12 protein-coding genes are annotated in these 14,269 nt (G+C 71.7%); 5 read left to right on the top strand and 7 right to left on the bottom strand.

Annotated elements, in window-relative coordinates; translation table 11 throughout:
• The first annotated feature begins 228 nt into the window (after positions 1-228).
• Positions 229-1,563 carry a UDP-glucose dehydrogenase family protein gene (locus tag ABZ806_RS39395; protein ID WP_500223634.1) on the top strand — a complete coding sequence of 445 codons (1,335 nt, stop codon included), beginning with the start codon at positions 229-231 and terminating at the stop codon, positions 1,561-1,563.
• Between the two features lie 44 nt (positions 1,564-1,607).
• Positions 1,608-2,021, top strand: coding sequence for a CoA-binding protein (locus ABZ806_RS39390; protein ID WP_500223632.1), 414 nt, complete (start codon positions 1,608-1,610; stop codon positions 2,019-2,021).
• 18 nt (positions 2,022-2,039) lie between these two features.
• Here ABZ806_RS39390 and purE read toward each other — a convergent pair whose 3' ends face one another.
• Together purE and ABZ806_RS39380 are read right to left on the bottom strand one after the other, a co-directional pair.
• Positions 2,040-2,537, bottom strand: a complete 498-nt coding sequence (gene purE, locus ABZ806_RS39385) for a 5-(carboxyamino)imidazole ribonucleotide mutase (protein WP_500223631.1) — start codon at positions 2,535-2,537, stop codon at positions 2,040-2,042.
• Positions 2,534-3,694, bottom strand: a complete 1,161-nt coding sequence (locus ABZ806_RS39380; RefSeq protein WP_500223629.1) for a 5-(carboxyamino)imidazole ribonucleotide synthase — start codon at positions 3,692-3,694, stop codon at positions 2,534-2,536. The genes purE and ABZ806_RS39380 overlap by 4 nt, the downstream gene beginning before the upstream one ends.
• Before the next feature lie 284 nt (positions 3,695-3,978).
• On the opposite strand from ABZ806_RS39380, the gene ABZ806_RS39375 reads away from it, so the two are divergent.
• Positions 3,979-4,560 carry a GtrA family protein gene (locus tag ABZ806_RS39375; RefSeq protein WP_500223628.1) on the top strand — a complete coding sequence of 194 codons (582 nt, stop codon included), beginning with the start codon at positions 3,979-3,981 and terminating at the stop codon, positions 4,558-4,560.
• 45 nt (positions 4,561-4,605) lie between these two features.
• Here ABZ806_RS39375 and ABZ806_RS39370 read toward each other — a convergent pair whose 3' ends face one another.
• The 5 genes from ABZ806_RS39370 to glgX all read right to left on the bottom strand — a co-directional run bounded on the left by ABZ806_RS39370 (position 4,606) and on the right by glgX (position 13,085).
• A complete protein-coding gene (locus ABZ806_RS39370) occupies positions 4,606-5,877 on the bottom strand; it encodes an ATP-binding protein (RefSeq protein ID WP_500223626.1) in 1,272 nt (423 codons plus the stop codon).
• A gap of 99 nt (positions 5,878-5,976) precedes the next feature.
• A complete protein-coding gene (locus tag ABZ806_RS39365) occupies positions 5,977-6,648 on the bottom strand; it encodes a response regulator transcription factor (RefSeq protein WP_026402549.1) in 672 nt (223 codons plus the stop codon).
• A gap of 140 nt (positions 6,649-6,788) precedes the next feature.
• A complete protein-coding gene (gene treZ / locus ABZ806_RS39360; RefSeq protein ID WP_500223623.1) occupies positions 6,789-8,561 on the bottom strand; it encodes a malto-oligosyltrehalose trehalohydrolase in 1,773 nt (590 codons plus the stop codon).
• On the bottom strand, positions 8,558-10,885 hold the full coding sequence (gene treY, locus ABZ806_RS39355) for a malto-oligosyltrehalose synthase (protein ID WP_500223621.1): 2,328 nt from the start codon (positions 10,883-10,885) through the stop codon (positions 8,558-8,560). Before treY ends, treZ begins: the two co-directional genes overlap by 4 nt.
• A gap of 13 nt (positions 10,886-10,898) precedes the next feature.
• Positions 10,899-13,085, bottom strand: a complete 2,187-nt coding sequence (gene glgX, locus ABZ806_RS39350; RefSeq protein ID WP_500223619.1) for a glycogen debranching protein GlgX — start codon at positions 13,083-13,085, stop codon at positions 10,899-10,901.
• A gap of 318 nt (positions 13,086-13,403) precedes the next feature.
• Between glgX and ABZ806_RS39345 the strand changes: the two genes are divergently transcribed.
• Both ABZ806_RS39345 and bfr read left to right on the top strand, forming a co-directional pair.
• Positions 13,404-13,673 (top strand): hypothetical protein, encoded by a 270-nt coding sequence (locus tag ABZ806_RS39345; protein WP_500223618.1) that lies wholly within the window; start codon positions 13,404-13,406, stop codon positions 13,671-13,673.
• 97 nt (positions 13,674-13,770) lie between these two features.
• Positions 13,771-14,268, top strand: coding sequence for a bacterioferritin (bfr, locus tag ABZ806_RS39340; RefSeq protein WP_500223617.1), 498 nt, complete (start codon positions 13,771-13,773; stop codon positions 14,266-14,268).
• The last annotated feature ends 1 nt before the right edge of the window (position 14,269 follow it).

Here is a 14,269-nt window from a genome sequence, read left to right as displayed (position 1 = left end):
CTCGTCCACCTCCGCCGCGAAAGGAGCGATCTTGGCCTCGGCCAGCTCACGCACCGTACGCCGCAGCAGCTCATGCTCCTCGGACGGCGCATACGTGGGAAAGTCAGAACTCATGCCGCAGATGCTACCCGCCAGTAGGGCCTGCCGGGCGGCGCGGGTGGGGGCTCGGAGCGGGCACGTTTCCAGCAGGGCCGCTCGTCGGCGACCGCGAATCGAAGGGAGCGGGTCTTGACCTACCGGCTGACGGTCATCGGAACGGGGTACCTCGGCGCCACGCACGCGGCGTGCATGGCCGACCTCGGGTTCGAGGTACTCGGCCTCGACGTGGACGCCGAGCGGATCGCGCGCCTGGCGGACGGCGACCTGCCGTTCTACGAACCGGGGCTGGAGCCCGTCCTGCGCCGGGGCCTGGAGACCGGGCGGCTGCGGTTCACCACGTCCTACACCGAGGCCGCGGAGTTCGGCGACGTCCATTTCCTGTGCGTGGGGACGCCGCAGAAGGCCGGGGAGTACGCGGCCGACCTGAGCTACGTCGACGAGGCGATCGCGTCGCTGGCGCCGCTGCTCCAGCGGCCCTGCCTCATCGTGGGCAAGTCCACCGTGCCGGTCGGGACGGCGCAGCGGCTGGCGGAGACCCTGAACCGGGTCGCGCCGGCCGGCGGCGACGCCGTGCTCGCCTGGAACCCGGAGTTCCTGCGCGAGGGGTTCGCCGTCCAGGACACCCTGCACCCCGACCGGATCGTGGCCGGGCTGCCCACCGAGCAGGGGGCCGCCGAGCACGCCGAGAAGGTGCTCCGCGAGATCTACCGGACGATGATCGCGGAGGGGACGCCGTTCATCACCGCCGACTTCCCGACCGCCGAGCTGGTGAAGGTGTCGGCGAACGCCTTCCTGGCCACCAAGATCTCGTTCATCAACGCGATGGCGGAGGTCTGCGAGGCCGCGCACGCCGATGTGACCAAGCTCTCCGAGGCGCTGTCCTACGACGACCGGATCGGCGGCAAGTTCCTCGGCCCCGGGCTCGGCTTCGGCGGCGGCTGCCTGCCCAAGGACATCCGGGCGTTCATGGCGCGGGCCGGTGAGCTCGGCGCCGACCAGGCGCTGACGTTCCTGCGCGAGGTCGACGAGATCAACATCCGGCGGCGGATCCGGATGGTGGACCTCGCCCGGCAGTTGCTCGGCGGCTCGTTCGCCGGGCGGACGGTCGGTGTCCTCGGCGCCGCGTTCAAACCGAACTCCGACGACGTCCGCGACTCCCCCGCGCTGGACGTGGCCGCGTCCATCCGGGCCCAGGGCGCCAAGGTGACCGTGTACGACCCGCAGGCGATGCGGAACGCGCGCCGCGCGCAGCCGACCCTGGAGTACGGCGACTCGGCCCTGTCCGCGGCCCGCGACGCGCATGTGGTGCTGCTGCTGACCGAGTGGGCGGAGTTCCGGGGCATGGACCCGTCCGCGCTCGCCGAGGTCGTCGCCGAACGCAACATCGTGGACGGGCGCAACGCGCTCGACCCCGAGCGGTGGCGCGCGGCCGGCTGGAACTACCGCGCCCTCGGCCGCCCCTGACAGCGCCGGGGAAGTAAAAGATCGCGGGAGCTGTTGTCGTGGGCATGGGTGCTGAATTCGCCGACCAGGACGTGATCCGGCGGCTGCTGAACGAGTCCGCGACGTGGGCGTTCGTCGGCCTCGGCGACAACCCCGACCGCGAGGTCTACAACCAGGCGCGGCTGCTCCAGCAGCGCGGCAAGCGGATCGTCCCCGTCCATCCGGCGGCGCGGGAGGTGCTCGGCGAGCAGGGGTACGCCTCGATCGCCGACGTCCCCGGCCAGGTGGACGTCGTCGGCGTCTACCGGCGCGCCGAGCAGGCCGGGCAGGCGGTGGACGAGGCGATCGCGGCCGGCGCGAAGGCCGTGTGGCTGCCGCTCGAAGTGATCGACGAGGCGGCGGCGCGGCGCGCCAGGGACGCCGGTCTCGACGTCGTCATGAACCGGTGCCCCGGCGTCGAATGGGCGCTGCGCCGCTAGGCGTTCACGGCTGGACGCTCAGAGCTTCTCGCGGAGCCGCGCGCCCTTGGCCTTCGCCTGGCCGTAGAGATCCTGCTGGAAGACCGCCATCTTGGCGCGCAGTTCCGCGTCGGACGCGGCCAGGACGCGGACGGCCAGCAGCCCCGCGTTGCGGGCCGCGCCGACCGCGACCGTCGCGACCGGGACGCCGGCGGGCATCTGCACGATCGACAGCAGCGAGTCCATGCCGTCGAGGTACTTCAGCGGGACGGGCACGCCGATCACCGGCAGCGGCGTCACCGACGCGAGCATGCCCGGCAGGTGCGCGGCGCCGCCCGCGCCCGCGATGATCACGCGGAGGCCGCGATCCGCCGCGCGCTCCCCGTAGGCGATCATGTCGTGCGGCATGCGGTGCGCGGACACGACGTCGGCCTCGTAGGGGACGCCGAACTCGGCGAGCGCCTGCGCGGCGCCCTCCATGACGGGCCAGTCCGAGTCGCTGCCCATCACCACGCCGACGACCGGCTCACCACTCATTTCTGGTGCTCCCCCATCTTCGTCCCCCAGCGCAGGTAGTCGGCGGCGTGGCGGGCCCGTTCGCGGACGTCGGCGAGGTCGGCGCCGAGCGCGGTCACGTGGCCGATCTTGCGTCCCGGCCGCGACTCCTTGCCGTACATGTGCACCTTGACGGCCGGGTCGTGCGCCATCACGTGGATGTAGCGGGAGTAGACGTCGGGGTCGTCGCCGCCGAGCACGTTGGCCATGACCGTGTACGGCGCGGCGGGCTCGGTGGAGCCGAGCGGCAGGTCGAGGACGGCCCGGAGGTGCTGCTCGAACTGCGACGTGCGCGCGCCCTCGATCGTCCAGTGCCCGGAGTTGTGCGGGCGCATGGCCAGCTCGTTCACCAGCAGGCCGTCATCGGTCTCGAACAGCTCGACCGCGAGGAGCCCGACGACGCCCAACTCGCCGGCGACGCGGAGCGCGAGGCCCTGCGCCTCGACCGCGAGGTCCTCCGGCAGGCCCGGCGCGGGCGCGATCACCTCGGTGCAGATCCCGCCCTCCTGGACGGTCTCCACGATCGGGTACGCGGCGCCCTGCCCGTAGGGGGAGCGCGCGACGAGCGCGGCCAGCTCACGCCGGAACGGGACGTGCTGCTCGACCATCAGGTCGACGCCCTCCGCGAGCAGCCGCTCCACCTGACCGGACGGCTCGTCCACCACCCAGACGCCCTTGCCGTCGTAGCCGCCGCGGGTGGCCTTCAGCACCAGCGGCCAGCCGTGCTCGCGGCCGAACGCCTCCAGGAACTCCACTGGCCCGGACGCCGGCACGTGCGCGTACGCGGGGCACGGGACGCCGAGGCCGCCGAGCCTGTCCCGCATGACGAGCTTGTCCTGCGCGTGGGCCAGGGCCACCGCGCCGGGACGGCACGGGACGCCCGAGTCCTCCAGCTCCCGGATGTGGGCGCCCGGGACGTGCTCGTGGTCGAACGTCACCACGTCGCAGTCCTTGGCGAACGCCAGCAGGTCGTCGCGGGACCGGTCGTCGCCCACCCGCACGTCGGACACGACCCTGGCGGCCGACTCGTCCGGCGCCCCGGCGAGGACGCGCAGCGACACGCCGAGCGCGATCGCCGCCTGCTGCGTCATCCGGGCGAGCTGCCCTCCGCCCGCCATTCCGACGACGGGCGTGTCCACCCGGCGGAGCCGATTCGGGGGGCGCGGGGGGTCGTCCCCCCGCGAGGGGCGCTGAACTGTCACGTCAGAAGGTTATCGGCCGGGCGCCATGAACGAATCCCCGGCCGCCGGCGTCGAACGTGTGTGGGCATCTCGGCAATGGGCAGGGAACGCCTGGTGAGGGCGAAACGTTCATGTTCCGGCGTCGCCGCGGCCCCGGGCGTCTATCCTCGTGGTGCCTCCGCATCAGCCGCCGCGCCGCCCGCCGTGGCGTACAACGAAGTCCGGAAGGACGGTTCCCCTTCGTGAGCCTGGTCGCCAAACTCCACCGGCGGTTCGCGCACCTCGTGCGGGAACTCGCCAAGTTCGGCAGCGTGGGCGCGATCGCGTTCGTGATCACGGTGGTGATCGGCAACGGCCTGCACACCGGGATGGACGTGGGCCCGCTCACCTCCAACGGCGTCGCCACGATCATCGCCACGACGTTCTCCTACCTGGCGAACCGGTACTGGACGTTCCGGCACCGCGACCGGACCGGGCTCGGCCGCGAGTACGTGCTGTTCTTCGCGCTGAACGGCGTCGGGCTCGTCATCACCGAGCTGTTCATCGGCTTCTCGCACTACGTCCTCGGCCTGGACGGCGCCGTGTTCTACAACATCGCGCTGGTGATCGGCACCGGCGTGGCGACGCTGTTCCGCTTCTGGTCGTACAAGAAGTGGGTGTTCCTGCCGGCGAGCGCGCCGGGCGTCGACCCCGCGTCCGGCCTGCCCGAGGCCCCCGCCGCCCCCGAGGGGCCGGGCATCCACCGCGCCCCCAGCCGCACCGGCCCCGCCCCCCGCCTGGGCCACCCCCTCGACGCCCACACCGAGGACTACGCCGAGATCTGACCCGCCCGGCGCCCGGGGCCCGGGGCCCCGTGACGCGTCACGCGGTCACGCGGGGCCCATGACCACCCGTTCGGTGGCGAGCCGGGCTTCGGCGGGTTCGCGGAGGAAGACGCCGAAGACGGCCGGCCGGGACTGGATGAGCTCCAGGCGGCCGCCGTCCACGACCGCCAGGGAGCGGGCCAGGTAGAGGCCGAGGCCGGTGCCGTGCGCGCCGCTCACGCTGCGGTCGAAGATGCGGGGTTCGAGTTCGGGCGGGATTCCGGTGCCCTCGTCGCCGATCTCCACGACGACCGAACCGGCGCCCGGTTTGGTGTGGATGGTCACGGTTCCAGAGCCGTGGGTCAGCGAGTTCTCCAGCAGCGTCGCGACGATCTGCGAGAGGCCCTCGGGGTTGGTGAGGCCGACCAGGCCCTGCTCGCCGATGATCCGGACGTCCCGGCCCGTCTTGCGGAAGCTCGGGCGCCACTCCTTCACCTGCTGGGCGATGATCTCGTCGATCGGGGACGGGACGGCGCCGCCGGTCGGGTCGTGCCGGGCGCGGGCGAGCAGCTGCTCGACGACGGCGACGAGCCGTTCGGCCTGCGCGACGGCGGCCTCGCCCTCCTCCCGGACGACGTCGGGGTAGTCGGCGGCCTCGATCATCTCCTCCAGCCGCATGGACAGCGCGGTCAGCGGGGTGCGGAGCTGGTGGCTGGCGTCGGTGGCGAACTGGCGGCCGGCGACGACGAGGTCGGTGATGCGGACGGCACTGCGGTCCAGCACCTCGGCGACCTGGTCGATCTCCGGGATGCCGTAGCGGCGGGGGCGCGGGCGGGCGTTGCCGCTGCCGAGCCGGTCGGCGGTCTCGGCGAGCTCGCGCAGCGGCAGCATGAACCGGCGGGCCTGCACCATCGCCAGGCCGACGGTGACGGCGACGCCGAGCAGCGCCAGGCCCGCGATCAGCAGGATCAGCCGCAGCGCGGCGTCGCGGACCTCCGACGCCGGCCGCGACACGCGGACGCGGACCGCGCCGTGCGTCGCGGTCGCGCTGAGGGCGCGGCCGTGCTTGGGCGGCCCCGCGGTGAGGACATGGCCGTCCGGCAGCGTGACCGAGATGTGCCGGCCGGGGTACTCGCGGGCGATGATCGCCGCGGTGACGGGCTGCGGCTTCTCCAGGCTGTACCCGACGCTGCCGGCGATGGAGGACGCCTCCCGGTCGAGCGACCGGCCGGCCTCCTCGTAGACGAGCTTGTGGGCGGCGTAGGCGAGGGGTATGCCGAGCAGAAGGATCGCGACCACCGCCACCGCGAGCGTCGACAGGAGGAGTCGGCGCCTCATCAGGGCTCCTTCGAGGGTGGGGCCGCGAGCGCACGGCACGGGGGCCGGGGGCCTCTCGGGAAGGCCCCCGGTCGTCCCGCGCGGCCGCGGCGGCCGGTGCTAGTCGCCGCGCTCGAACCGGAAGCCGACGCCCCGCACCGTGGTGATGTAGCGGGGACTGCCGGCGTCGTCGCCGAGCTTGCGGCGCAGCCAGGAAATGTGCATGTCGAGGGTCTTCGTGGAACCCCACCAGTTGGTGTCCCACACCTCGCGCATGATCTGTTCGCGGGTCACGACCTTGCCCGCGTCCCGGACGAGGACGCGCAGCAGGTCGAACTCCTTGGTGGTCAGCTGGAGCTCCTGCTCGCCCATCCAGGCGCGGCGCGACTCGGCGTCGATCCGCACCCCCTGGACGATCGGGGTCTCGGTGCTGCCCCGGCGCAGCAGCGCCCGCACCCGGGCGAGCAGCTCGGCCAGCCGGAACGGCTTGGTCACGTAGTCGTCGGCGCCCGCGTCGAGCCCGACGACGGTATCGACCTCGTCGGCCCGGGCGGTCAGGATGAGGATGGGCACACCGTGCCCCTCGGCCCGTACCCTGCGGGCCACCTCAAGGCCGTCCAGTTCGGGAAGGCCGAGATCCAGGACGATCAGGTCCACACCGCCGCCGAGCGCCCGCTCCAGCGCCTGCGGGCCGTCCGGGCTTACTTCGACGGTGTACCCCTCGCGACGCAGCGCGCGGGCGAGAGGCTCGGAGATGGACGTGTCGTCCTCGGCGAGCAGTACTGAGGTCATGAACCGATCGTATGACCATTCTTGACCATTACCGGGCTGCCGCCGCGCTCTTGACCTGCGGTTTGCAACTCGTAGTACATTCGCGAACGCGGCATATCCGGCAATACCCGGGTCTACGCCGCATTACACGTGTCCGCGGGTCAGCGAAAAACCCCGATCGAGGCCGCCGGGAGCTCGATCGAGGGTGTTCCGGAATCGCCGTCGCCGTCCGCATCGAGGCGAACTGCCGGATCCGACGCGAGCAGCAGCCGGGCGCGGCCGCCGGGCGGCGCCGCCGGGAGGACGACCGGGACGTCCCCGAGGTTCGCCGCGACGCAGATCCCGCCGCGCCACATCATCAGCCAGCGCGCCGCGTTCTCGTCCACCTCGACCGTCACCGCGGTCAGCCGGGGATCGTTCAGTTCGGGCCTGGACCGGCGCAGCGAGATCAGGGCGCGATGCCATTCCAGCAGGTCAGCGTGGATCGGGTCGTCCGGTTCGGCCCAGTCGAGGACGGAGCGGCGGAAGGTGTCCACAGCCTGTGGATCGGGAACCCCGCCCGTCCATCCGTGCCGCGCGAACTCCCGGCGGCGCCCCTCGCCGACGGCCCGGGCCAGGTCGGGGTCCTGGTGGTCGGTGAAGTAGCACCACGGCGTGGACGCGCCCCATTCCTCGCCCATGAACAGCATCGGCGTGAACGGCGCGAGCAGGAGCAGCGCCGCGCCCACTTTGAGCAGCGCTGGGGACGGCAAGAGGGTGCCGATGCGGTCGCCCGATGCGCGGTTGCCGACTTGGTCGTGATTCTGCAGAAAGCCGAGGAAACGGTGTGCGGGTGTTTCCCCGACGTTCACCGGACGCCCGTGGCGCCTCCCCCGGTAGGCGGACATGGTCCCGTCGTGCACGAAGACTCTGGTAATGGCCTTCTTCAGCGTTTCCAGGGACCCGAAGTCGCAGTAGTACCCCTGCCGTTCACCGGTGAGCGCCGCATGCAGAGCGTGATGGAAGTCGTCGCTCCACTGCGCGTCCAGGCCGTACCCACCGGCTTCCCTGGACGTCACCAGGCGCGGATCGTTCAGGTCGGATTCGGCGATGAGAAACAGCTCGCGCCCAAGGTGGGCGGACTCCGCGGCCACCGCGCGCGCCATTTCCTCCAGGATGTGCGTGGCGCTGTGGTCGGTGATGGCGTGGACGGCGTCGATCCGCAGCCCGTCGACGTGGTAGTCGCGCAGCCACATCAGCGCGTTCTGCACGACGAACGCGCGAACCTCGTCCGAGCCCTCCTGGTCGAAGTTCACCGCATCGCCCCAAGGCGTGGCGTGGGCGCTGGTGAAGTACGGGCCGAAGTCGGATAGGTGGTTCCCGTCCGGGCCGAGGTGGTTGTAGACGACGTCCAGAATGACGGCTAGGCCGCGCGCATGGGCGGCGTCCACGAATCGTTTCAACCCGTCCGGGCCGCCGTACGGCTCATGCGGTGCCCAAAGGTGGACACCGTCGTACCCCCATCCGTGGCGGCCCGGAAAGGACGCGACGGGCAGCAACTCCACCGCGTCTATCCCGAGCGCCACCAGATGGTCGAGACGTTCGGCGGCGGCGTCGAACGTCCCTTCCGGCGTGAACGTCCCCACATGCATCTCGTAGAGGACGCTTCCAGGGAGCGGACGGCCATGCCAGTGCTGATCCGTCCAGGCGAACCGTCCGTGGTCGTAGACACGGCTCTGCCCGTGCACGCCATCGGGCTGCCACGGCGAGCGCGGGTCGGGCAGGGCCTCGGCGGCGCCGTCCAGGACGAACCCGTAGTCCGTCCCGTGACCCGCGTCGCGAACCCTCGTCTCCCACCAGCCGGACGGCTGCGCCTCCATCGGGTGCCTCGCGCCGCCGGCCACGACCTCGACGCGTCCGGCGGCCGGCGCCCACACCGCGAACCGGTTGCTCAACGATCGATCTCCCTGGGGACGAGCAGCGCGACGGGAAGGTGCTCGAAGACGCGGGCAGCGTCCAGGATCGGGCCCATGTGCGTGCAGCCGGTCAGGACGTCCCGCCAGCCCTGGTGGCGGACGTCGACCCGCGTGCCGTCCCAGCCGCCGCGCCGTTCCAGGCCTACGGGCAGCCGGGTCGCGAGCGCGACCGCGTCGCCCCGCGCGAACCCGACCAGATGCTCGGCCGCGGGCCCGCGCGCCGCGACCGGCTCGTGCCGCGACCCCGGCCCGAACCACTCCGGGTGCGCCCGGCGCAGCCGCAGCGTCCGCGAGGTGACCAGCAGCTTCTCGTCGTCGACCTCCTTCGGCCGGCGGCCGGTGTCGAGCCGGACGAGGTGCTCGCGGCGCCGCCCGTAGTCGACCGGACGCCGGTTGTCGGGGTCGACCAGCGCCAGGCCGGTCAGCTCGCACCCCTGGTAGACGTCCGGGACGCCGGGCATCGCCAGCTGGACGAGCTTCTGCCCCAGCGTGTTCACCCGCGCGTAGGGAGCGAGCCTGCCGACGAACGACGTCATGTCGGTGATGAGGTCGGCATCGGACAGAACGCCCCGCGCGTACGCGAGGACGGCCTCCTCGTAGCCCGTGTCCTGCTCGACCCAGGACGTGCGGGTCTTGGCCTCGCGCATCGCCTTGGTGAGGAATTCGTCCAGGCGGCCCTGGGTGATCGGCCAGGCGCCGACGAGCGTCTGCCAGAGCAGGTATTCGAGGTCGGGCTCCAGCGGCGATGGGGCAGAACCCCAGGTGCGCCACCGCTCCACCGCTTCCGCCCACTCGCCGGGCATCTCCGCCAGGACCGACAGCCAGGCCCGTACGTCCTCTTCACGCTTGGTGTCGTGTGTGGAGAGCGTCGTCATCGTCAGCGGCCAGTCGCGGGCGAGACGTATGCAGTACGTGTGGAAGTCCTCTGGGCTGACGGCGAACCGCCCTGGGGCGCCGCCCACTTCGTTCAGCGCGGCCATGCGGTTCCACCGGTAGAACGCCGTGTCCTCCACTCCCTTGGCGGCGAGTGGTGCGGACGTCTGCTGGAACCGCACGATGAACTCGGCGTCGGTGCGCTCTCCACGTCCCAGGGCGAGGTCTACGACGGTCTCCAGGTCTCCGTGGTGTTCCTCTGGCAGATGGGTGCGGGCGCGGTCGGCGGCCTCGTTCAGGACGTCCACGGCCTGCTGCGGTGCGTCCTCCCCCGGCACGACGTACGCGCGATACACGGGCATGGCGACGAGCAACTCCACCAGTGCCTTCTCCAGGCCGGGACGACGTTCGCCCACGACCCGGCTCAGGACGCGCAGAAGCCGGTCCGTCTCGGGCTTCAACCCGTGCGTGGCGGCGTGCAGGCGCGCGTCGTGCTCGACCACCTCGAACTCGGCCGGATTGCCCGTGAGCGCCACGTAGTAGCCGGTGAGCGGCTTCTCCCCCGCCGGGTCGACGAACAGCCCGCCGACCATGCCGAGCGCGTCGTAGCCGGTGGTGCCCGCGCACGGCCAGTCCGGCGGCAGCCGCTCCTCCCCCTCGGTGATCTTCTCGACGAGCACCCAGCCGTCCGGGACGGCCTCCGCCAGCCGGCGCAGGTAGCCGCGCGGGTCGGCGAGCCCGTCCGGGTGGTCGATGCGCAGGCCGTCCACGAGGCCCTGCCCGACCAGGTTCAGCAGCAGCCCGTGCGTGCGCCGGAAGACCTCCGGGTCCTCCTGGCGCAGCCCGATCAGCCCGGAGATGTCGAAGAACCGGCGGTAGTTGGGCTCGCCCTCGCCGGGCGGCACGAGCCGGCCGCCGCCCGCGTCCCAGTCGATGTCGAACCATGTCGCGAACGCCGAGGCAGGCCCGTCCTCCAGTACCTCGGCGAGCGGCAGGTTCAGGTCGTGCGGCTCGGGAATCGCCATGTGGTTCGGGACGACGTCGACCAGCACCTTCAGCCCGTGCGCGTGGAAGCGGGTCGCCATGGCGCCGAACGCCTCCGGCCCGCCCAGTTCCTCCGAGAGCCGGGAGTGGTCGACGACGTCGTAGCCGTGCGCGGAGCCGGGCGCCGCCTGCAGGACCGGCGACAGGTAGACGTGCGACACGCCGAGGGACGCCAGGTAGGGGGCCAGCGCGGCGGCGTCGGCGAACCCGAAGTGCCCCTCGGGCGTCCCGCGCAGTTGGAGGCGGTAGGTGCCGGACGGCAAGGCGGCGGCGGGGTCCTCGGCGGGGATCTCGGTCCAGTGGGTCTCGGTGCTGTGGTCCTCGGACACGGCTTCCTTCGGGGGGTCGGCGGGCGGCGGTTCCTCGGCGGCGGGTTCGGCGGGCATGGGATGGGCGTCCTCAGACGCGGCGCAGGACCTGGATCGAGCGGGCACCGACCGGGACGTTCTCGCGGGCCTTCACGATGGGCGACTCCTCTTCGGCGAGCAGCGGGTCGGCGGTGTCGAGCATCTTGATCCACATCTGCCCGTAGACGGCGGGCGGCAGCGTGAACGCCAGATCCCCGTCGTGCGCGTTGAACAGCAGCAGGAACGAGTCGTCCCTGACCTGCCGCCCGCGCGGGTCGGGCTCGCTGATGGCGTCGCCGTTCAGGAACACGTTCAGCGACTTGTTGAAGCCCGCCGACCAGTCCTTGTCGGCCATCTCCTGCCCGTCCGGGGTGAACCAGACCAGGTCGGGCAGGACCTCCGACTCCGCCGCCGCGTCCGCCTTGCGCCGCGCGGCCTTGCGGGCGCGCTTGGACCGCTGGTCGCCGAGGAAGAACCGCCGCCGCCGGAAGACGGGGTGCTCGGTGCGCAGCCGCGACACCCGCCGGACGAAGTCGAGCAGCGGCCCCCGCTCGTCGAAGAAGGTGTCGTCGCGCAGGCCCGTCCAGTCGACCCAGGAGAGTTTTCCGTCCTGGCAGTAGGCGTTGTTGTTCCCGCCTTGGGTGCGGCCTATCTCGTCGCCGTGCAGCAGCATGGGGACGCCCTGCGACAGGAACAGCGCGGTCAGGAAGTTGCGTTTCTGCCGTTCGCGGAGCGCGACGATGTCCAGGTCGTCCGTGGGGCCTTCGACACCGCAGTTCCACGACCGGTCGTCGTCGGTGCCGTCCCGGTTGTTCTCCCCGTTCGCCTCGTTGTGCTTGCCGTCGTAGGAGACGAGGTCGTGCAGCGTGAAACCGTCGTGGCAGGTCACGAAGTTGATCGAGGCGATCGGGCGGCGGCCGTCGTCGGCGTACAGGTCGGACGAGCCCGTCAGCCGGGACGCGAAGTCCGGCATCGAGCCGGGCTGCCCGCGCCAGTAGTCGCGCATCGCGTCGCGGTACTGGCCGTTCCACTCCGTCCACAGCGGCGGGAAGTTGCCGACCTGGTAGCCGCCCTCGCCGACGTCCCACGGCTCGGCGATCAGCTTCACCTGCGAGACGACCGGGTCCTGCTGGACGAGGTCGAAGAACGCCGACAGCCGGTCCACCGCGTGCAGCTCGCGGGCCAGCGTCGCGGCGAGGTCGAAGCGGAACCCGTCCACGTGCATCTCGGTCACCCAGTACCGCAGCGAGTCCATGATCAGCTGCAGCACGTGCGGGCTGCGCATCAGCAGGCTGTTCCCGGTGCCCGTCGTGTCCATGTAGTAGCGCGGGTCGTCGTCGGCGAGCCGGTAGTACGAGGCGTTGTCGATGCCCCGGAACGACAGCGTCGGCCCGAGGTGGCTGCCCTCGGCGGTGTGGTTGTAGACGACGTCCAGGATCACCTCCATGCCCGCCTCGTGCAGGGCCTTCACCATCGCCTTGAACTCCAGCACCTGCTCGCCGCGCTGCCCCGACGAGGAGTACTCGCCATGCGGCGCGAAGAAGCCGATCGTGTTGTAGCCCCAGTAGTTGCGCAGGCCGCGCGCCGTCAGCGCGTCGTCGTGGACGAACTGGTGGACGGGCATCAGCTCCACCGCCGTCACCCCGATCGAGCGCAGATGATCGGTGATCACCGGGTGGGACAGCCCCGCGTAGGTGCCGCGCAGCGCCGGCGGGATCTCCGGATGCCGGGCCGTGAGCCCCTTCACGTGCGCCTCGTAGATCACCGTCTCGTGGTAGGGGATCCGCGGCGGGCGGTCGTCCCCCCAGTCGAAGTACGGACTGACCACCACCGACCGCATCGTGTGGCCCGCCGAGTCGGCGTCGTTGCGCGAGCACGGGTCGCCGAAGTCGTAGCCGAAGCACGACTCGTCCCAGTCGACCTCGCCCTCGACGGCCTGCGCGTACGGATCGAGGAGCAGCTTCGCCGGGTTGCAGCGCAGCCCGCGCCGCGGGTCGTACGGCCCGTGCACCCGGTAGCCGTACCGCCGGCCGGGCATCACGCCCGGCAGGTAGCCGTGCCAGACGAACGCGTCCACCTCCGGGAGCGTCAGCCGCGTCTCCTCGCCGTCGCCCGCCGGGCCGTCGAACAGGCACAGCTCCACCCGCTCGGCCGCCTCGGAGAAGACGGCGAAGTTCGTCCCCGCGCCGTCGAACCGGGCCCCGAGGGGGTAGGCGTCGCCCGGCCAAACCTGTGCCACGTGTCCCGCCCTCCGTCCGGCCGTCACGGCGATCGCGCGCCGCGGGACCGGCTGCGGATCGGCTGCCGGGGATCGGCTGCCAGGGCCCGGCGGCGTACGCCGGAAGCCCTTCCCCGTGAGGGGTGGATCACACCGATCCGGACCCCACTGGCGAGAACGGACATGGTTGGGCTACCTTAGGCATGCCTAACCTCATTAAGGGCAACCTAAGCCCGGAGGTCGGGTGCGCCGAGCCAGCTCCAGCCGCACGGAAGGTCTCCCACCGGCATGTACGTCTGCGTCTGCAACGCCATCACGGAAGATGACGTTCACGGCTGCATGGCGAGCGGTTGCGCGACCGCCAAGGCCGTCAAGGCCGCATGCGGCTTCAAGCCCGGCTGCGGCATGTGCACCAAGCGCATCTACACCATGGTCAGCCAGTACCGGACGGCCGGCGAACTGGCCGACGCCCTGACCGGCGGCCCCCGGGCCCTGATGCCCGCCCCGTCCCCCGAGCCGGCCGCGCCTGCGGTGCCGGTCGCGCCGGTCGCCGCCGACCTCACCGCCGACCTCACCGCCGAAGGAGCCGCGCCCCGGACCGCCGCCTGAGACGTCCCCGGCCCCGCACGGCCCGCCCCGATGGCGGACACGCGCCGTGCGGGGGTTTGTGCTGTCCTGAACTCGGGCGGCATGGAAGCATGGGGGCATGGAAGGCGACAAGGACATCATCGCGCTGCTGAACGACCAGCTCACGGCGGAGCTCACGGCCATCAACCAGTACTTCCTGCACTCCAAGATGCAGGAGAACTGGGGATTCCTGCGGATGGCCAAGCACACCCGCGACGAGTCGTTCGACGAGATGCGGCACGCGGAGCGGCTCACCAACCGGATCCTGTTCCTGGAGGGGCTGCCGAACTACCAGAAGATCGGCACGCTGCGGATCGGGCAGAACATCGTCGAGCAGCTCAAGGCCGACCTGGAGATCGAGATGGAGGCCGTGGCCCGGCTGCGTCCCGGCATCGAGCTGATGCGCTCGCGCGGCGACGTCACGTCCGCGCGCCTCTTCGAGGAGATCCTCGCCGACGAGGAGGAGCACATCGACTACCTGGAGACCGAGCTGAGCCTCGTCACGGCGCTCGGGGAGCAGAACTACCTGCAGCGGCTCACCGACTCCCCCGCCGAGAGCGGCCCCAGCGCCTACTGAG

Source organism: Spirillospora sp. NPDC047418, from assembly GCF_040643275.1.
GTDB lineage: Bacteria > Actinomycetota > Actinomycetes > Streptosporangiales > Streptosporangiaceae > Spirillospora.
Note: the sequence above shows the minus strand (reverse complement) of the source record. Positions and strands in the feature narration are given on the sequence as shown.

Bases quoted from the DNA above. Each gene is read 5' to 3' on its own strand.
- ABZ806_RS39390 (WP_500223632.1), top strand. From the start codon at position 1,608: ATGGGTGCTGAATTCGCCGACCAGGACGTGATCCGGCGGCTGCTGAAC.
- purE (WP_500223631.1), bottom strand. From the start codon at position 2,537: ATGAGTGGTGAGCCGGTCGTCGGCGTGGTGATGGGCAGCGACTCGGAC.
- bfr (WP_500223617.1), top strand. From the start codon at position 13,771: ATGGAAGGCGACAAGGACATCATCGCGCTGCTGAACGACCAGCTCACG.
- ABZ806_RS39345 (WP_500223618.1), top strand. From the start codon at position 13,404: ATGGCGAGCGGTTGCGCGACCGCCAAGGCCGTCAAGGCCGCATGCGGC.
- ABZ806_RS39370 (WP_500223626.1), bottom strand. From the start codon at position 5,877: ATGAGGCGCCGACTCCTCCTGTCGACGCTCGCGGTGGCGGTGGTCGCG.
- treY (WP_500223621.1), bottom strand. From the start codon at position 10,885: ATGCCCGCCGAACCCGCCGCCGAGGAACCGCCGCCCGCCGACCCCCCG.
- ABZ806_RS39365 (WP_026402549.1), bottom strand. From the start codon at position 6,648: ATGACCTCAGTACTGCTCGCCGAGGACGACACGTCCATCTCCGAGCCT.